At 40.5% G+C, this 19,544-nt stretch carries 17 protein-coding genes and 1 rRNA gene; 14 read left to right on the plus strand and 4 right to left on the minus strand.

All coding sequences use genetic code 11. The features are described 5' to 3' along the window. Positions 1-2 precede the first annotated feature (2 nt). From ribD to BW139_RS08375, 8 genes are all read left to right on the plus strand, one after another. The gene (gene ribD / locus BW139_RS08340; RefSeq protein WP_076919340.1) at positions 3-1,130 is read left to right on the plus strand and encodes a bifunctional diaminohydroxyphosphoribosylaminopyrimidine deaminase/5-amino-6-(5-phosphoribosylamino)uracil reductase RibD; all 1,128 of its coding nucleotides are present in this window, start codon (positions 3-5) and stop codon (positions 1,128-1,130) included. Positions 1,131-1,154: 24 nt separating this feature from the next. Next, complete coding sequence (locus BW139_RS08345) at positions 1,155-1,808, plus strand: riboflavin synthase (RefSeq protein WP_076919341.1); 654 nt, start codon at positions 1,155-1,157, stop codon at positions 1,806-1,808. Between the two features lie 28 nt (positions 1,809-1,836). Next, on the plus strand, positions 1,837-2,949 hold the full coding sequence (ribBA, locus tag BW139_RS08350; protein WP_076919342.1) for a bifunctional 3,4-dihydroxy-2-butanone-4-phosphate synthase/GTP cyclohydrolase II: 1,113 nt from the start codon (positions 1,837-1,839) through the stop codon (positions 2,947-2,949). Positions 2,950-3,042: 93 nt separating this feature from the next. Next, entirely contained in the window at positions 3,043-3,507 is a 465-nt protein-coding gene (ribE, locus tag BW139_RS08355) for a 6,7-dimethyl-8-ribityllumazine synthase (RefSeq protein WP_076919343.1), read from the plus strand. A gap of 15 nt (positions 3,508-3,522) precedes the next feature. Continuing rightward, entirely contained in the window at positions 3,523-3,933 is a 411-nt protein-coding gene (gene nusB / locus BW139_RS08360; RefSeq protein WP_010390936.1) for a transcription antitermination factor NusB, read from the plus strand. Between the two features lie 87 nt (positions 3,934-4,020). Beyond that, positions 4,021-4,995 (plus strand): thiamine-phosphate kinase, encoded by a 975-nt coding sequence (thiL, locus tag BW139_RS08365; protein ID WP_076919344.1) that lies wholly within the window; start codon positions 4,021-4,023, stop codon positions 4,993-4,995. Beyond that, complete coding sequence (locus tag BW139_RS08370) at positions 4,992-5,477, plus strand: phosphatidylglycerophosphatase A (RefSeq protein WP_008110211.1); 486 nt, start codon at positions 4,992-4,994, stop codon at positions 5,475-5,477. The genes thiL and BW139_RS08370 overlap by 4 nt, the downstream gene beginning before the upstream one ends. A 31-nt stretch (positions 5,478-5,508) precedes the next feature. After that, positions 5,509-8,595, plus strand: a complete 3,087-nt coding sequence (locus BW139_RS08375; RefSeq protein WP_076919345.1) for a ligand-binding sensor domain-containing diguanylate cyclase — start codon at positions 5,509-5,511, stop codon at positions 8,593-8,595. Positions 8,596-8,657: 62 nt separating this feature from the next. On the opposite strand, the gene dxs is transcribed toward BW139_RS08375, so the two are convergent. The 3 genes from dxs to xseB all read right to left on the minus strand — a co-directional run bounded on the left by dxs (position 8,658) and on the right by xseB (position 11,767). Then, complete coding sequence (gene dxs / locus BW139_RS08380; RefSeq protein ID WP_076919346.1) at positions 8,658-10,520, minus strand: 1-deoxy-D-xylulose-5-phosphate synthase; 1,863 nt, start codon at positions 10,518-10,520, stop codon at positions 8,658-8,660. A 114-nt stretch (positions 10,521-10,634) separates the two neighbouring features. Beyond that, a complete protein-coding gene (gene ispA, locus BW139_RS08385) occupies positions 10,635-11,522 on the minus strand; it encodes a (2E,6E)-farnesyl diphosphate synthase (protein ID WP_076919347.1) in 888 nt (295 codons plus the stop codon). A 2-nt stretch (positions 11,523-11,524) separates the two neighbouring features. After that, the gene (gene xseB, locus BW139_RS08390) at positions 11,525-11,767 is read right to left on the minus strand and encodes an exodeoxyribonuclease VII small subunit (protein ID WP_008110204.1); all 243 of its coding nucleotides are present in this window, start codon (positions 11,765-11,767) and stop codon (positions 11,525-11,527) included. A gap of 302 nt (positions 11,768-12,069) precedes the next feature. On the opposite strand from xseB, the gene pomA reads away from it, so the two are divergent. The 4 genes from pomA (at position 12,070) to BW139_RS08410 (ending at position 16,418) form a co-directional block, all read left to right on the plus strand. Beyond that, the gene (pomA, locus tag BW139_RS08395) at positions 12,070-12,837 is read left to right on the plus strand and encodes a flagellar motor protein PomA (protein ID WP_008110202.1); all 768 of its coding nucleotides are present in this window, start codon (positions 12,070-12,072) and stop codon (positions 12,835-12,837) included. A 2-nt stretch (positions 12,838-12,839) separates the two neighbouring features. Next, the gene (locus BW139_RS08400) at positions 12,840-13,760 is read left to right on the plus strand and encodes a flagellar motor protein MotB (protein ID WP_075170368.1); all 921 of its coding nucleotides are present in this window, start codon (positions 12,840-12,842) and stop codon (positions 13,758-13,760) included. A 154-nt stretch (positions 13,761-13,914) separates the two neighbouring features. After that, complete coding sequence (locus BW139_RS08405; RefSeq protein ID WP_076919348.1) at positions 13,915-14,400, plus strand: hypothetical protein; 486 nt, start codon at positions 13,915-13,917, stop codon at positions 14,398-14,400. Positions 14,401-14,477: 77 nt separating this feature from the next. Continuing rightward, positions 14,478-16,418: a DNA topoisomerase III gene (locus tag BW139_RS08410; RefSeq protein ID WP_076919349.1), complete on the plus strand. Its 1,941-nt coding sequence runs from the start codon at positions 14,478-14,480 to the stop codon at positions 16,416-16,418. A 28-nt stretch (positions 16,419-16,446) separates the two neighbouring features. Here the strand turns inward: BW139_RS08410 and BW139_RS08415 are convergent, their stop codons facing one another. Continuing rightward, on the minus strand, positions 16,447-17,757 hold the full coding sequence (locus BW139_RS08415) for a M20 family metallopeptidase (protein ID WP_076919350.1): 1,311 nt from the start codon (positions 17,755-17,757) through the stop codon (positions 16,447-16,449). A gap of 112 nt (positions 17,758-17,869) precedes the next feature. Here BW139_RS08415 and BW139_RS08420 point away from each other — a divergent pair, with 112 nt between their 5' ends. Next, positions 17,870-18,727, plus strand: a complete 858-nt coding sequence (locus BW139_RS08420) for a tetratricopeptide repeat protein (protein ID WP_076919351.1) — start codon at positions 17,870-17,872, stop codon at positions 18,725-18,727. A gap of 601 nt (positions 18,728-19,328) precedes the next feature. After that, positions 19,329-19,544: ribosomal RNA gene (locus BW139_RS08425) — 16S ribosomal RNA — on the plus strand; the annotation flags it as partial.

Genomic DNA, 19,544 nt, shown 5'->3' on the forward strand with positions numbered 1-19,544 from the left:
TAATGACCATGCAAAGCTCGTTTTCAGAGGATGATAAACGTTATATGGCACGTGCCATTGAGCTGGCAAAAAAAGGGCGCTTTACCACCACTCCTAATCCTAATGTAGGCTGCGTACTAGTAAAAAATAATAAAATAATAGCTGAAGGGTTTCATCAATTAGCAGGGCAAGGTCATGCTGAAGTTAATGCTTTGGCTGAGGCCGGTGAGAATGCTAAAGGTGCAACCGCTTATGTAACCCTAGAGCCTTGCAGTCACTATGGTCGCACACCGCCTTGCGCTGAAGGGCTAAAGGCCGCGGGTGTAAAAAAAGTGGTTGCTGCTATGGTTGACAGCAACCCGCAAGTTGCAGGCAAAGGCCTGAAAATTTTAGCAGATGCAGGAATTGAAGTCGCTCACGGATTACTTGAAGAGCAAGCTCGCGCATTAAACCTTGGTTTTTTTAAACGTATGGAGCAGGGGTTACCCTTTGTAACCTGCAAAATGGCCGCCAGTATTGATGGTAAAACGGCGCTTAAAAACGGCCAAAGTAAATGGATAACAGGGCCCGCTGCGCGTCAAGATGTACAACTATATCGTGCTCAGAGCTGTGCAATTTTAACCGGTGCCGATACAGTCATAATCGATGATGCAAAACTAAATGTACGCCCAGAAGAACTTCCGGTTTCTTTACCGACCAATTTACCACTGCGCCAACCTGTTCGCGTTATTATTGATTCCCAAAATAGACTCACGCCTGAACTTGCCTTATTTTCAATTCAAAGTGAGGTGATAATATTCACCACTCGGGTTGATAAATCGCATCAGTGGCCTCATTTTGTTAAACAGATCGAACTACCCGAAAAGAACAATAAAGTAGACTTGCAAGCAGCACTGCAAAAGCTAGCGCAATTACAGTTTAATAATGTGTGGTTAGAAGCGGGAGCCACATTGGCCGGAAAAATGGCTGAACTTGATTTAATTGATGAGTTTGTTTTTTACATTGCCCCTAAGTTAATGGGTAGCGATGCAAGAAGTTTACTGAATTTCCCAGAGTTAATGAGTATGCAAAATACCATTAATTTAACTTTTAATGAGTGTGTGCCAATTGGTGATGATTTACGTATCACAGCACTAAAAAAAGCTCATTAATCATTTTATATAAAGAGTAGCACTATGTTTACTGGAATAGTTGAAGCGACAGGTAAAATTGCGTTATTACAAAAAAGACAAGGTGATTTAGCTATTCGTATCCAAAGTAAAAACCTTGATATGAGTGATGTTAAGTTAGGTGACAGTATTGCAACCAATGGTGTGTGCCTCACGGTTGTTGATAAGCATGTAGATGGCTTTAGTGCTGACTTATCAAATGAAACGATTAGCTTAACAGGGTTTGCACATTACGCTTTAGGGCAAACAGTAAACTTAGAAAAGGCGATGCAACCTGTATCGCGCCTAGGAGGCCATTTAGTGTCTGGTCATGTTGATGGTATTGCCACTATCACAGCAATTAATACCAATGCGCGAGCAACAGAATATTGGTTAGCCACCGACGAAAATTTAATGAAATACATTCCTTATAAAGGGTCTGTGTGTATTGATGGTATTAGCTTAACGGTCAATGCGGTTGAAGGTAATAAATTTAAACTGACAATTGTGCCCCACACCAGCGGGCAAACGACCATAGCCGATTTTCAAGTCGGTACCAAAGTGAATCTAGAGGTCGACCAAATAGCACGTTATTTAGAGCGCCTTGTAAAGGGAGCTGAGCATCCTACTGGTTCAGATATTTCGATGAGCTTACTCGCTAAAGCGGGCTTTATAAAATAACGATATTGACAACTTATACGAGCAACTTATGAATTTAAACAGCGCACAAGAAATAATAGATGACATTAAAGCCGGTAAAATGGTTATTTTAATGGACGATGAAGACAGAGAAAATGAAGGCGATTTAATTATTGCTGCTGAGCACATTAGTGCAGAAGCAATTAACTTTATGGCGACTCATGGCCGTGGGTTAATTTGTTTAACCATGACTCAAGAGCGTTGCTCGCAACTTGATTTACCGCTGATGGTTAAAAATAATGGTGCCGCGTTCTCGACCAACTTTACTATGTCTATTGAAGCGTCAAAAGGGGTTACAACGGGTATTTCTGCAGCGGATCGTGCTCGCACTGTTCAAGCTGCCATTGCTAAAGGCGCTGTGCCAAGTGATATTGTACAACCTGGTCATATTTTTCCTATTATGGCGCAACCTGGCGGCGTATTAACGCGCGCAGGGCACACTGAAGCTGGCTGTGATTTAGCGCGTTTAGCGGGGCTTGAGCCGTCATCAGTGATTGTAGAAATTCTGAATGAAGATGGCACCATGGCGCGCCGCCCTGACTTAGAAGTATTTGCTAAGCAACATGATATTAAAATTGGCACCATAGCTGATTTAATCGAATACCGTAACTTAAATGAAACCACTATTGAGCAAGTTGCAAAATGTAAATTGCCAACTGAGCATGGTGAATTTGACTTAGTGACTTACAAAGACACGATTGACGGACAGCTGCACTATGCATTGCTTAAAGGTGAAATAAAACAACAAGAACCGACGTTAGTGCGAGTGCACTTACAAAGTACCTTTAACGATATTCTACTCTCTGATCGCAACGCTGATCGCAGTTGGGGATTATCGCAAGCCATGGCGTATATAGCTGAGCATAATGGCGCTTTAGTCATTTTAGGTAAGCAAGAAAGCACTGAAGAGTTAGAAGCCACTGTAAAAGCCTTCGCTGCAGCTGATGCCGGTGAGAGTGTAACGCCGCGTAAATTCCAAGGTACTTCGCGCACCGTAGGTGTGGGTTCGCAAATTTTGGCTGATTTAGGTATTCAAAAAATGCGTTTGATGAGTTTACCGAAAAAATATCATGCATTATCAGGCTTCCATTTAGAAGTGGTTGATTACGTAGAGCCACAATAATTACACGCTAGGTTATTATTTTATTTATGTGGTATAATGCGCATCAATTTTTGCGCAACAGAAATCGCTTAAACTTATTTTTAGGGTTATCAAATGAAAATTATTGAAGGTACTAAATACGCTCCAGGCAAAAAGTTTGCCATTGTCATTTCACGTTTCAATGACTTTATTGGTAGTAGCTTGCTTGCAGGTGCTGTTGATGAGCTAAAACGTACTGGTGGAGTATCAGAAGATGATATTACCGTTATTTACGTACCAGGTGCGGTTGAATTACCTTTAGCAGCGAAACGCGTTGCAGCAAAAAAAGAATATGATGCAATTATCGCCTTAGGTGTAGTGATCAGAGGGGGCACGCCTCACTTTGATCTCGTCGCTGGCGAGTCAAATAAAGGGCTTGCACAAGTATCACTTGAGTATGATATCCCAGTTGCATTTGGCGTATTAACCACTGAAAGCATTGAGCAAGCAATTGAGCGCGCAGGTACCAAAATGGGTAACAAAGGCGGCGAAGCTGCTTTAGGTGCGCTTGAAATGGTTAATGTGTTAGATAAAATTTAAGTTTAAGGAATTTTTGTGAAACCAGCAGCAAGACGTAAAGCACGTATCTTAGCACTTCAAGCCGTGTATTCATGGCAATTAAGCGGCAATGCAATTGCCGATATCGAACAACAAATGTTGATCGAAAACGATGTGACTAAAATTGATGTTGAATATTTTAAAGATTTAGCGCGTGGAGTAGCCGTAAATCACAAGCAACTAGACGAAGCTGTATCGCCTCATTTAACTCGTCCATTTGATGAATTAGACGAAGTTGAACGTGCAATCTTACGTTTAAGCAGCTACGAGCTTAAATTTCGTGAAGACGTGCCTTACAAAGTCGCTATCAATGAAAGTATTGAATTAGCTAAAATGTTTGGCGCTGAAGATAGCCATAAATTTGTAAACGGTGTACTTGATAAAGCTGTAAAACAGTTACGTAAGTAATAACAACTTTAACTGAATTATAAATCAGATGAGTTGCTATAAATAACCGTTAAAAAGGAGAGCCGGCATAGGTCGGCTTTTTTGTGTATGAAGGAATTTGAATTAATTAATCGTTACTTTAAAGGTCGTGGCATTACTCGTCGCGATGTTAATTTAGGGATTGGAGATGACTGTGCGCTTGTCACAGTACCTGCGAACTGTCAGCTTGCTGTAACCACAGATACCTTAGTGGCTGGGGTGCATTTTTTTCACGATATCTCCCCTCGTGCATTAGGGCATCGAGCTCTTGCTGTTAATTTAAGTGATTTAGCTGCCATGGGCGCAGAGCCTACTTGGGTGTCGGTTGCACTTACGTTACCTAGTATCGATCCACAATGGATTGCTGAGCTGACTGATGGCATGCATGAAATTGCTGAGTACTTTAACGTTCAGATCATTGGTGGTGATACCACTCAAGGTCCACTTAGTATTACTATTTGTGCAAAAGGTACAGTTCCTGAAGGCACAGCATTACGTAGAAGTGGTGCAAAAGTGGGGGATTGGATTTTTGTAACCGGTCCGCTTGGTGATGCAGGCCTAGCGATTGAGTCGAAAAAACAAGATTTATCGATTGCACCTGAACACTTAAAGCATATTAATAAACGTTTGAATTTTCCCACGCCACGTGTAGCTGCTGGGCAAGCGTTACGAGGCTTGGCATCGTCGGCCATTGATATTTCCGATGGGTTACTTGCCGACTTAGGGCATGTGCTAAATTTATCACAAGTTAGTGCCACCATTAATATTGAAAATGTCCCCACCTCAGATGCCATGCAAGCGAGCCTTGATTTTGAGCAGCGACTTCCTTTTGTTCTTAACTATGGCGATGACTACGAGTTACTGTATACCGTTGCTGATAGTAACAAGAGTATGCTAGATATTAAGCTGCGCCAATACGGTGTAGAGGCAAGCTGTATCGGGCAAATAAAAAGTGGTGACGGCAATATAGAGTTATTACACCAAGGTGAGAAGTTTGCTTTTGAACATAAAGGTTTTGAGCACTTTTCCAAGGAGCAGGTTTGAATAAAAACCGATTATTTAATTTAAAACGCCCACATCAATTTTTTGGTTTGGGTTTTGGTACTGGGCTTGCACCAAAAGCACCTGGTACATTTGGCACATTGGCAGCATTACCGTTTATTTTTATTACCATGCATTTTCCGCTATGGTTACAAATTGTATTTGCAGTCGTCATTAGTATCTTTGGTATTTGGGCATGTGGAAAAACAGCCGATGACCTTCAAGTACATGATCATCCCGCAATTGTTTGGGATGAAGTTGCTGGTTACTATATTACTATGATAGGCGCTGCACTTAACTGGCAAACATTATTAGTGGGCTTTTTACTGTTTCGCTTTTTTGATATAGCAAAGCCTGGGCCGATTCGCATACTCGATAAACGTGCCCATGGTGGGTTTGGTATTATGGCCGATGATGTGCTTGCAGGTATTTTTTCGCTTATTTGTTTGCAAGCATTGATAAAAGTAGGTTTACTACCCTTTTAATTTATTATTTGTTTAACTAGGTGGCAGCACTATGATGCGATTTTTATTGGTTTGTGTACTTATGCTATGTGCCATGCCAAGTACGGCTTCAATTACTGATTACGTAGTTAAACAATGGAATATCAAAGACGGCTTACCCTCACAATCCCTGAAAAGTGTGGTGCAAGATAACCAAGGCTATATGTGGCTTGGCACTCAATTTGGATTAAGCCGTTTTGATGGCAATACCTTCACCAATTATAATACCCAAAATAGCTTATTTTTACCCAGCAATGGCATTAATAAATTACTGATTGATGGTGAAGGCTTGTTGTGGATAGGCACGAAAAATGGCCTTGTGGTTATCGATCCTGAGAAGCTAACCGCACAAGAGTTTAATATTAAAGGCCCTGTTAGAGACATTCTTGAAGACTCTCAAGGCAGTATTTGGATAGCAGCTAATGGGCTCTATTATATAGACAGAGGCCAAATAGAGCTGCGCGACCAACTAAATAATCCCAGCCCTATTGTAAACGCTACTGCTATCACCCAAATAGTGGGGTCGGTCAGTAAAATGGCGCTTTCACCTGAGGGGATTTGGCTGGTTAACGACCGTAATTTATTACGCTTAACGCAAAGCTCGTCTGATTTTTCTAAATTACGCCTAGAACTCACCGCTAAAGTGGCTTTGCCTGATCGTTTAGCACAAACCATTGTTCACGATCTATCGTTTTTAAATGGTAATTTGTACCTAGCTTCTGAGTTAGGGGCTTATTTTTTAGATTTAGATGACGAGCTACGTCCGTTTCCACTGCCCAATGCTAATAACTCAGCTGTGTATAAATTTATGAGCGACGGTAATGGCGGCTTGTGGGTATCAACCTATGGACGTTTATTGTTCAGGGCTAAATCTAATGATTGGCAGTGGGTTGAACCCAGCCAGTTAGATCAGAGTATTTGGTTTGCCGATATATTTAGAGATGATGAAAATAACATATGGTTAGCGAGTTTTAGTGAAGGGCTATGGCTTGCTCACGAAGGGCGAATAGAGCGCCATTCTGCCATTTCTAAAATGACCGAAGCGGTAATGGCAATTAGTAAATCACCTGATGGTAAGTTATGGATTGCCAATAAAAGTGGCGTTGGCTATTTTGATGCCGATAAAACGTTTATCAATGTTATTAATAGTGCCAAGTATGGAAATGCCTCGGTACATGACCTGCAATTTGATGGCGATCGCCTTTATGTTGCTACTGGCAGGGGCTTGTTTTTCTACGAGTCGAATACCTTATATAGTTTCCCTGCTCGTGCATTGAGCGATAACCCAGTTTTTGCAATTAGCACTTCAACTAAAGGCGGTTTTTGGGTAGGCACCGGACGAGGGTTATACCGTTTAAATTACAATGGTTTAAACCCTTTTGCGTACAATGCTTTTTTAGGCAGTAAGTTTGTAACCTATGTTTTAGATAAACCAAATTTTGGGGTTATTGGCACCAGTAAAGGCGCGTATTACTTTACTGAGCGAGGAATTGAAAAAATTGGCGACCAAACCACCTTAGAAAGTGCGTATGTGACCAGCATTTTACATATAAAAGGGGTAGGCATTTTAATTGGCTCGTTGAATGATGGTCTGTTTTATCGCAGTGGGCAAGGGCAATGGCAGCAACTAGACGCCGCCAATGGATTACCATATGGTTCTATATTCAGCTTAGAATACGATGACACCTCAAAGCGAATTTGGGTAAGCACTATGAAAGGGGTTTACCGCATGCCTGTTGAGCAATTTAAAGCCAACATCGAAAGCCTAAAAGTAGAAGAAGTGATCTCTTCATTTGACCGTCAGCTCGATGGTAAAGCCAGCCAATGTTGTAATGGTCTAGGCCATGATGCGGTGGTTGATATGGATAACTCTATTTGGTACCCCAGCTTACAAGGTGTGGTGGAAATTCCGAAAGACGTAGAATTATTTGGATTACGTTCGCTTAAACCAACTATAGAAACCTTAACCACGCCATCACGAAAGCTTGCTGCGGCTGCGTTAGGTAAAAAGCCAGTACTTAAAACCGACGAGCGTGATGTAACGCTTACCTATACTGCGATTGATTATTACGCGCCGGCAAGTATAGAGTTTAGGTATAAACTCAATGGACTTGATAACGATTGGCGCTATGCAAATACCCGTCGAGAAGCAATTTATACAAATTTACCCGCCGGTATGTTTTTATTTGAATTAGAAACTAAACGCCAAGGTGAGGATTGGGGTAAAGCGCAATCAGCCGAATATGCGTTTGTTGTTCCTGAACGGTTTGGTGAAACCATCTACTTTAGATTACTGATCACCAGTGGTTTTGTACTGCTGTTTTATTTAGTGTTTTGGGTATTTAAAGTTCAAGAGCGACGTAAGCAACAAGTACTCGAAGGGCTTATTACTGAACGAACCCTAGAGCTTCGTCAAGCGAATGATAAATTAAACCAAGTAAATTCTCAGCTTAAACTTGTTAGTCACTCTGATGAGCTAACTGGGCTGAGAAGTCGTCGTTTCTTGTTTGATCAACTACCAAAAGATATTGAGCATTTTCAGCGTAATTCGCAGTCATTACAGGCTCAGGGCAAATCTTTGGTGTTATTAATTATTAATTTAGATAACTTTAGCCGTATTAATGATGCTTATGGCCCTATTGCTGGAGATAGCTGTTTACAACAAGTGGCGGCATTACTTAACTCCCGTACTCAAGGCTCTGATTACGTTGCACGTTGGAGTGGTGATGAGTTTTTACTGTTATTGCGTGACTTTAAGTGTAATTTAATCGACAGCTATGTGTCAGAGTTATGCCAAGCCATTGCCGATTATAACTTCCAGCTTCCGAACGGCGAAACAACGAGTATTACCTCATCAGTGGGTTGGTCTTTCTACCCGCTACCCCTGTTAGGTGGTCAAGTTATTAGCTGGGAAACATCGATTAATTTAGCTGATATCGCATTGCATCAAGTTAAAAAACGCGGTGGCGATGGCGTTGCTAACATTACCTTTGATGAGCAATTAGATGCATTTGAGTTTGAGCAAAACCCGAACGTTGAACAGCAGATTGGCTTATTGCAAAGTAATGGCTTGGCCGACATTAAGGTGTGGATGCGCTAGAGATCATAAGTTAGCAATAAAAAAGGAGCCAATGGCTCCTTTTTTATTAAACACTATAAGTATTAGCTCATAAATGCTTTAATTGAAGTTAATATACCTTGCCCACCTAACCCCATTTCATCATGCATTTGCTGTTGCGTACCGTGTTTAATAAATTCATCCGGTATACCTAAGTTAAGTATTTTTACAGCTGCTTTTTGGGTAGCTAAATACTCATTAACAGCCGAGCCTGCACCACCAGAAATTGCATTATCTTCAAGCGTTACAATGATATCGTGGTTAGCGACAAGTTCATCAATTAACCCTGTATCAAGTGGTTTAATAAATCGCATATTAACTAAAGTCGCATTGAGCTCATCTGTGGCCAGTTGCGCGTTTTCAAGCAAGGTACCAAATGACAATATAGCCACATTAGTTCCTTGTTTAATTACATTCGCTTTACCAATTTCGAGCTGTTGCATAGTACTTTGAATGTCTGCGGTGCCAGCACTACCACGCGGGTAACGCACGGCTACAGGGCAATCGGCTTGATAGCCAGTGTATAGCATTTGACGGCATTCGTTAGTGTCACTTGGTGCCATAATAACCATGTTAGGAATACAGCGCATAAAGCTTAGGTCATAGGCGCCTTGATGAGTTTCACCATCGGCTCCGACAATACCTGCGCGGTCAATAGCAAATAATACCGGTAGGTTTTGCAATGCAACATCGTGAATTAGTTGGTCATACGCACGTTGTAAAAAGCTAGAGTAGATAGCAACAACGGGTTTTAACCCTTCACAAGCAAAACCTGCAGCAAGGGTTACAGCGTGCTGCTCTGCAATTGCGACATCAAAATATTGTTCTGGGTGTTCTTTAGAAAAGCGCACCATTCCTGAACCTTCACGCATCGCAGGGGTAATTGCAATTAGCTTGTTGTCTTGCTCTGCCATGTCGCACAGCCAATCACCAAATACACTTGAAAAAGTTGCAGCGCCTGGCTTAGATTTCGGCAGGCTTGATGTTGCAGGGTCAAATTTTGGTACGCCATGATAACCAATCGGGTCGGCTTCTGCTGGTTTATAGCCTTTGCCTTTTTGGGTTTTAATATGCAGCAGTTGTGGGCCTTTTAAGTTACGCATGTTACGTAGCGTATCTACAAGCATATTTACATCATGGCCATCAATTGGGCCAATATAGTTTAAACCTAGCTCTTCAAAAAAAGTACCTGGGATCATCATCCCTTTAATGTGTTCTTCCATACGGCTGGCAAGTTCTTTTACCGGCGGTACACCAGAAAGAAGCTTTTTACTGCCTTCGCGGATGTTGGTATAAAAGCTACCTGATAAAATACGTGCGAAATGATTGGTTAACGCGCCGACGTTTTCAGAAATCGACATTTCGTTATCATTTAAAATGATCAGCATATCTGATTTCACATCACCTAAGTGGTTCATCGCTTCAAAAGCCATACCTGCGGTAATTGCGCCATCGCCTATCACCGCCACGGTTTTACGACCTTTGCCTTCTTTTTGCGCAGCAATAGACATACCCAGCGCCGCTGAAATAGAGGTGCTTGAATGGCCAACACTAAAGGTATCGTATTCACTTTCGTCTCTAAATGGAAATGGGTGCAATCCATCTTTTTGGCGAATGGTGTGCATTTGGTCACGACGTCCCGTTAGTATTTTATGTGGGTAGGCTTGATGACCTACATCCCAAACCAAACGATCGTCGGGAGTGTTGTACACATAATGTAATGCAACGGTAAGTTCTACGGTTCCTAAACCAGACGCTAAATGGCCGCTACTTTGCGATACTGAATTGAGTAAGTAATCACGCAATTCATGGCTAAATGCAGGAAGCTTATCTTGTGCTAAGTCTCGCAAGTGGGCTGGTTCGTTCACCAAATTAAGTAATGGATACTTGCTGCTATCAAGTGTCATGGTTTTTTATATATCCTTCGCTAATATTAACTTCCCTCAAAAAAGCTAAGTTTAAGAGGCGGCTTAATATTTAGTAATAATTTTGTTCTAAGATTTAATACGTTTTAGCCATGTTTAATGGTCACGTTCAATTAAATAGTTTGCCAATGCTGCTAAGCTGGTTGTGTCTGCGTCAATATTAGCTAACGCCTCATGGGCTTGTTGTATTAAATTTAGTGCTTTTTGCTTAGCACCTAGCATACCTAATAAAGCCGGGTATGTCGCTTTATTCGCAGCAATATCTGACCCTTGAGGCTTACCTAAAGTTAGTGTGTCGCCCTCAACATCTAAAATATCGTCATGAACCTGAAAGGCCAGCCCGATAGCATACCCAAAAGTAGATAAGTTATCTAAAGTGTGTTGGCTAATATTAGGGGCACAAAGTGCGCCCAAAGTAATCGCACAATTTATTAATGCGCCTGTTTTAAGTTTATGAATACGTTCTAATTCGTCAACCGTAATAACTTTATCTGTTGCTGCAATATCGCGGCCTTGCCCGGCGACCATTCCTTGCAAGCCAGAAGCATGGGCTAATTCGGCAATCATTTTTAACTGAGCTTCTGTTGAGCATTTAAATGTGTGCTTAGCAATAAGCTCAAAAGCCAAAGTTTGCAATGCATCACCTGCTAAAATAGCTTGTGCTTCACCATAGACAATATGGCAGGTAGGACGGCCACGACGTAAATCATCGTCATCCATAGCGGGTAAATCGTCATGCACTAATGAATAACTATGAATGCATTCTATCGCTGCTGCCAGTACATCTAAATCACGCTTGTCAGCACCGAGCATTTTACCTGTGGTATAAACCAAAAAAGGGCGTAATCTCTTGCCGCCATTCATTAGACTATAATGTGTGGCTTCTTTTATAGTGTTGTCGCTTTCAAGAGGTTGTTCGAAATAAAGGTTGAGTGTATTAGCTACATCATCTTGAGCGAGCTTTATTTGTTCTTTTATGCTCACAATTATTCCATATCGTTATCAAATTGAGTAAGCGGTGCTTTTTCGTCATTACCCATTAATATCGACACCTTTTGCTCGGCTTGTTGAAGTTTACCGGAAGACGCACTGGCTAATGCAATGCCGCGCTCAAATTGCTTTAAAGACTGTTCAAGCGATAAATCACCTTGTTCCATTTCACTGACAATTGTTGTTAATTCTTCTAGTGCTTGTTCGAAACTTAAATTTTCAGGTTTTTTAGTCGCCATCTTTATTTTCAACTTACATAATAAATTTAGACGCCAATTTTAGGGGGAATGCTAAACTAGGTCAAAGAATGATATGGTTTTTTGATAGATAAATGCTGTTAATTGGGTTTTATTGCGCTTCTTAGTTATTTTTTAACATGTTTAAAATTGAGTGTTAGATAGATTGCGATAGTTGATCTAAAATAGATGAGCGCTTAACTTTTTCGGTTATCATAAAAATCACTTAAGTATTTCAGTATCTTGCCGATAAACAATTAATAACAACGCTTGCGAAGAAAAAATATAAAACCTTTGGAGGGAATGTGGATTTAGCAACCATTATTGGGATCCTTGGCGCAATTGGCTTAATTGTCATGTCCATGTTTATGAGTAGTAGCGGTGAAGTCGCTATGTTTTACAATACCCCTTCAGTGGTTATTGTGTTTGGTGGTTCCCTTTTTATCGTTTTATCTAACTTTACTATGTCGCAATTTTTTGGCATTGGTAAGGTTTGTGCAAAAGCGTTTATGTTTAAAATTGAACCCCCTGAAGCGTTAATAGAGAAAGCTGTCGAACTTGCTGACTCTGCCCGTAAAGGTGGTTTTTTAGCATTAGAAGAGGCTGAAATTCCAAATCCATTTATGCGCAAAGGCGTTGATATGCTTGTAGATGGACATGATGCAGATGTAGTGCGTGCAACATTACAAAAAGATATTTCCCTCACAACAACTCGTCATGAAATGGGTGCAAGCTTATTCAAATCATTAGGTGATATTGCTCCTGCAATGGGGATGATCGGTACATTAATCGGTTTGGTGGCTATGTTATCAAATATGGATGACCCAAAAGCAATCGGTCCAGCAATGGCGGTCGCCTTATTAACAACATTATATGGGGCATTTTTGGCGAATGTTGTCGCTATTCCTATTCAGGTAAAACTTGAATTGCGTAAAGACGAAGAAGCAATGAACCAGCGACTTATTTTGGATGCGGTATTAGGTATTCAAGATGGCCAAAACCCTAAAGTAATCGAAGGGATCTTGAAAAATTATTTGGCTGAGTCAAAACGCGCAGTAAACACTGAGGAATAATTATGTCTGATGAAGAGTGTAAATGCCCACCCCCAGGGTTACCTGCATGGATGGGGACATTTGCCGATTTAATGTCGCTATTAATGTGCTTCTTTGTACTCTTACTCGCGTTTTCTGAAATGGATGTGCTTAAATTTAAGCAAATTGCAGGCTCTATGAAGTTTGCTTTTGGTGTGCAAAATAAAATTGAAGTTAAAGATATCCCAAAAGGCACCTCGGTTATTGCGATGGAATTTACTCCAGGTAAGCCTGAGCCGACCCCCATTGAAACTATTCAGCAGCAAACAGTAGAAATGACTCAGCAAATGCTAGAGTTTCAGGCGGGCGATGAAAGCTCAGCTGGCGGACGCCAAGAACAACGTGGTGAAAAACGAGGCGGGGAGTCAAGCAGCACCTCTGAGGAAGTGGCTTCAGCGCCAGCTGTTTCTGCTGCCGATCAAGAGCAAATAAATGATTTAGTTAAAAAAATTGCACAACAACTCGAAAAGCAAATTATTGATGGGGCTATTGAGCTTGAATCATTAGGGCAGCAAATCATTATTCGTATAAGAGAAAATGGTTCGTTCCCATCGGGTAGTGCGTTTTTACAACCCCAGTTTAAACCTATCATTCAAGATATTGGCCGGTTACTAAAAGATGTTCCCGGAGAGATCACCGTCTCTGGTCACACGGATGACTTCCAAGTCTCTAATGAGCTTTATATTAACAACTGGGATTTATCCTCTAAACGAGCTGTTGCGGTAGCAAGTGAGCTGCAAAAGGTTGCTGGTTTTGATAAGACCCGCATGATGGTCGTGGGGCGTGCAGAAACCAGACCCTTAGTACCGAATGACTCCCGTGAAGACCGAAGACGTAACCGCCGAGTGGAAATATCAATCTTACAAGGCAAGGCTAAAGAATCAGATCCTATTGATATTAGATAGAGTTTATTGGTTTTGTCCCTTTTTTAGCATAGAATGCACTTCTCTTAACAGATGTAATTAAAGAAGAAGTTAGTATGTTAAATAAATTTTGTAGTATGCCTGGTAATGGCGATGGTACAGACGAAGATAAAAAAGTTAAGTAAGGTTTTTTAGTTTGCCTGAATGGTTTTTGTACTTCGTCAGTATATTAAGTAAAAGCTGGGTTCTTATTTTGAGCCCAGCTATTTTGTTATTTTTTATCTTTAAGGATTATTTAGCCTTAAGGTTTGCTGCTATTACCGCTGCTTTTTTCTTATTTGGTACTCTAACTTACTCAAGTTTAATGGCGTTTGATGATGGCATTTATGTATACCGTTATCTTGTATGGGCATTAACAGATATTACTTGGATGGCACTAATTGCTTATTGGGGTCTGAAAGATAAAGTGCATTTGTGGCAGTGTGAACTGGGTCAACTTGTGGTTATTGGTGCCCCTATTTTGCAATTGTTTCGTTTAGTCGACCGCCACCTTTGGGATTTATCTTATAGCACTGTTATGTATCAAACGTTTATGCCTTTGATAAATATTGCTACTGTGGTTGTATGCTACCTGCCTCTTTTATATATTTTTGTTAATAACCGAAATAAAGCTTTAAGTTAGAAATTATAAAAATATCCCCCGTTTTAAAATGATATGCTAGACTACTGTTTATATGAACAGTATTAGAGCTTTTGGTTATGAAACTTTATATTGCTGAAAAACCCTCGTTGGGTCGCGCTATTGCAGATGCACTTCCTAAACCGCACAAAAAGCATGATGGCTATATTGAGGTAGCGAATGGTGATTGCGTATCTTGGTGCATAGGTCATTTGCTCGAACAAGCAGAGCCCGATGACTATGATGAGCGTTTTAAAAAGTGGCAGTTTGAACATTTACCTATTGTGCCAGAACATTGGCAACTTAAAGCAAAGCCTAAAACTCGTAAACAACTTACTATTTTAAAAAAGCTAATTAAACAAGCAACAACACTTGTACATGCTGGCGATCCTGACCGTGAAGGCCAGTTACTGGTTGATGAAGTTATAGAGCAAGCAAAAATCAGCCAAGCAAAAAAACAGAATATTCAGCGCTTACTGATCAGTGACTTAAATTTAACGGCGGTTAAAAAGTCACTACATAGTATGCGCGCTAACCGTGAATTTATTCCTTTGAGTGTTTCTGCTTTAGCGCGGTCTCGTGCTGATTGGTTGTTTGGCATGAACTTGACGCGTGCATATACATTAGCGGGGCAAAAAGCGGGATTTGGTAATGTGTTGTCGGTTGGGCGAGTGCAAACACCTATTTTGGGTCTAGTCGTTAATCGCGATAACGAGATCGCAAATTTTGTATCAAAACCCTTTTTTGAAGTACTTGCTCATTTAGTTACCCCCCAGAATGATGCCTTTACTGCTAAGTGGCTACCAAGTAAAGCATGCGCCCCATATCAAGATGAAGAGGGCAGAGTGCTTAACAAAGCTTTAGCTGAAAATGTCACTTCTCGTATCGCTAATCAACCAGCAAGTGTAACTGCACTTGAGCAAAAGCAAAAAAAGCAAACCGCACCGCTTCCTTATAATTTATCTGCTTTACAAATAGATGCTGCTAAAGCTTTTGGTATGCCAGCACAGAAAGTGCTCGATACTTGCCAGGTTTTATATGAACGTCATAAGTTAATTACTTACCCGCGCTCAGACAATCGTTATTTACCAAAAGATCATCACCAAGATGCAGCTGCGATACTAAAAGCGATTGCAGTAAATGGAGGCCAAAAAGCAGAATTTGTTAATGGAGCAGATGCAAAAAAACGAAGTAAATGTTTTAACGATTCAAAAGTTGCAGCTCACCACGCGATTGTACCGACAGCTAAACAGTTAAAAAGTGTGAGTTTAGCCAATGATGAAGCAAAAATTTATCAGTTAATAAGTCGGCATTATTTAATTCAGTTTTATCCTGACTACATATACAACGAAACCAAAGTAGAGGTAACTATAGCGGGTGGTTTATTCAAAGCTAATGCAAAACAAGATGTAAGCTTGGGTTTTAAATTGCTTATGGGTAAGTCAGAACTTAAAGAAGAAGCAACATTGCCTTATTTGGAAAAAGGCATGGTACTTACCTGTACTAAAGGTGAGGTGGTGCAAAAGCATACAACTCCTCCTGCTCATTTTACCGATGCAACCTTACTTGCTGCTATGACGGGAATTAGCCGTTATGTAAAAGACTCGCAAATCAAAAAAATATTAAAAGAAACAGATGGCCTTGGTACTGAAGCCACTCGCGCAGGTATCATTGAACTATTATTTAAACGTCGCTTTTTAAAACGTGAAAGAAAAGCAATTAAAGCAACTGAAACAGGTCTGGCACTAATTAGTGTATTACCTGAGGGGTTATCAAGCCCCGATTTAACTGCAAAATGGGAGTCGAGTTTAGGAGATATCGCTCAGCAAGCAATCAGTTATCAGCAATTTATACAGCCTTTGCTAGCTGATTTAACTAATTTTGTAAGCCAAGCAACTAACTGCGATAGTAATGTATTTGCACATTTGCCAAAAACATCGCCTAAGAAGCATTTTGCTAAACGTACAAAGAAAGCGCCGTATAAAAAGTCGAGTTACAAAAAAAGCCCTGCGGTAAATTAAACTCAGGGCTTGAAAATAACCTTGAAAATTATTGATTGAATAATGCCGCAGCGGCATTGCTCATTGCAGTTATTCCTGTTGGAAGCGCTACTTTATAATCGGGAGCAAATTTACTTGAATGTAATGAAGGGAGTGTTTCGTTATTTTTCATCGCATTTGTATATTGCTGTTGGTTAACTCCGCCTAACCAAAATAAAGTAATGGGGATGTTTTCATCTGTTCTACCATATAATCCAAAGTCTTCACCAGCCATAACAGCTTTAGTTTCAAGTACATTTTTTACACCAATTGCATCAGCAATGGCACTCCTAACTATATTTGTTTGCTCCGGATTATTGTAAGTAGATGGAATCGATTCACTTTCATGAACATACACTTCTGGGTAGAGCGCTTTTTCTAGACCTGCACTTTGTGCAATACCTGCAGTAATACGTTTAATCGCAGCAATTTGCGCGTTTCTAACTTCCGGGTTATAGCTACGCAGAGTAAGTTGTAGCTTTACTTCATCAGAAATTACATTGTGTTTTGAGCCGCCATGGATAGATCCAACAGTGATCACTGATGGTTCCAAAGGAGATAACTCCCGACTCGTAATTGTTTGTAATGCTAAAATGGTGCGAGCAGCAATAATAACAGGATCAACAGTCGTATGTGGATAGGCTCCATGGCCTCCTTTACCTTTTATGGAAATATCAACTGAGTCGACGCTTGCCATAGTGTACTCATTTTTCAGAGCAACTTTTCCTGCCGGTACACTGGCACTAACATGTAAAGCAATAATATGATCAGGTTTTGCGTATTTGCTAAATAATCCCTCACTCAGCATTGCTTTTGCACCACCCCCAACTTCTTCAGCTGGTTGCGCAACCATCATTAAAGTACCTTGCCACGACTGTTTATTTTTAATTAGTTGTTGCGCGGTGCCTATAAATGAACTCATATGAATATCATGACCACAACCATGCATAACACCGACTTTGCTACCTTGTTCATTTACTGTGGTAACAGTTGATGCGTATGCTTTTCCTGTTTGTTCTGTGATTGGTAAGCCATCAGTATCAGTTCGAATCATAACGGTGGGGCCTTGGCCATTTCTATATATACCTACAACGCCATAACCGCCAACGTTATCGGTTACATCAAACCCTAGCTTTTGAAGTTGCGTAGCCATTTTTTTACCGGTTTGCTGCTCATGATAAGAAAGTTCAGGTGACTGGTGTAAATCTAGATAAAGCTTTTCTATTGCTGGCATACTTTTATCGAGATCCAACTTGAGTGTTTGCGCACTTAATAGTGGGCTAACTAGTAAACACAGTGCACTTGCATAGGCTAATTTCATATTTCCCTCATTTATATAGTATGTGTGTCTTAAATGATTTAGACACATGTCTTGTAATTATTATCTTCATCACCATATAAAACCCTAAATAGATGAACATGGCAATAATTCAATGAGCAATATAGTTAATCTTAACGCACAGAATCTTCAGCAAGTATTAGGTGAAACATCACAACAAAAGTTAGTACTACTTAACTTTTTTTCGCCACAAAGCCCAGAATGTATTAGCCAAGTAGCTATTTTAGATAAGCTAGCAGCTGAATATAATAACTATATAGTTGTTGCAAACTTAGATTGTGATGCAGAGCAAGCCTTGGCCTCTCAACTTGCCCAGCAAGTTGGTTTACAAACTTTGCCTACTTTAGTGTTGTTAAAAGACTCAGCTCCAGTTGATGTATTAGCGGGGGCACAGACAGAAAGCCAGGTACGTGATGCATTATCTAAACACTTACCTGCGCAACAAGACCTATTATTAGAGCAAGCCAAGCAAGCACTTATTAATAGTGATTTAAATGCCGCATTTAATTACGCCAAGCAAGCGTACGAATTGGATAGTCGTAATGCGAGAATTAAATTAGTGCTTGCAGATATATGTATACAGATTCACAAACTAGATGAAGCCGCTGCATTAATAGAGACAATAGAAGCACAAGATCAAGATGCATACTTCAATAACATTAAAGCTAAATGTGAGGCTGCGCTAGAGGCAACTGATTCACCTGAAATAAAAGCATTGCAAGAAAGGGTAGTAAAACATCCTAATGAGCTCGAGTTACAAATGGAGCTAAGTAATCTACTCAATGAAGCAGGAAGAAAAGAAGAAGCATTAGAAACACTCTTCACTATTCTCAAAAAAGATCTGAATTTTGATGAGGCTAAGCCAAACTTCTTGGCTGTTATTGCGTCTTTACCTGATGGCGATGCGCTAGCTGCTAAATATCGTCGCAAGCTTTATAGCATTTTGTATTAACGATTAAGATAAACTCTCCATAAAAAGCACCAATGTTAAGGTGCTTTTTTGTTTCTGCGTTAGGGTAGCAGGGTAAAAGCAAGGTTATCCACAGGGTTTTGTGGGTATCTTGTGTGTCTAGGTAGGGTATCTTTGGGGTAAAAATTAAATACAAAAAAGCGTTTAAAAACGCTTGCGTTAAAATCGATTCGCCCTATAATGCGACCCCACTGAGACGGCAGAGCGCAACGCATAGCGGGGCACAAGCTACTCAGTGAGTTGAGTAAAACTTAGTTCTGAAAACTTTCAAGTTTAACAAAATTAAGTGTTGACAAAAAAATAGGAAAGCGTAATATGCGCAGCCCTAGCGAGATAAAGTTTAACGCTTTAATCGCAACGTTCTTTAACAATATAAAGCAATCATCTGTGTGGGCACTCGTACAGATTGAGTTCTAACAGCCAAGCTACTTAGGTAGTGAGGCAAACAAATTTAGAGTCTCAATTTAAACTGAGTGACCAACAGAATAGTTACTTCGGTAATTATTCAGCACAGTCAATTCAATATCGAAAGATATTAAATAAATTCAGAATTCATTGAGCTGTCGAAAGACATAAAACTTTTTAATTGAAGAGTTTGATCATGGCTCAGATTGAACGCTGGCGGCAGGCCTAACACATGCAAGTCGAGCGGTAACAGAGAGGTGCTTGCACCTTTGCTGACGAGCGGCGGACGGGTGAGTAATGCTTGGGAACATGCCTTGAGGTGGGGGACAACAGTTGGAAACGACTGCTAATACCGCATAATGTCTACGGACCAAAGGGGGCTTCGGCTCTCGCC

Source organism: Pseudoalteromonas sp. SK18, from assembly GCF_001974855.1.
Taxonomy (GTDB): Bacteria; Pseudomonadota; Gammaproteobacteria; order Enterobacterales; family Alteromonadaceae; genus Pseudoalteromonas.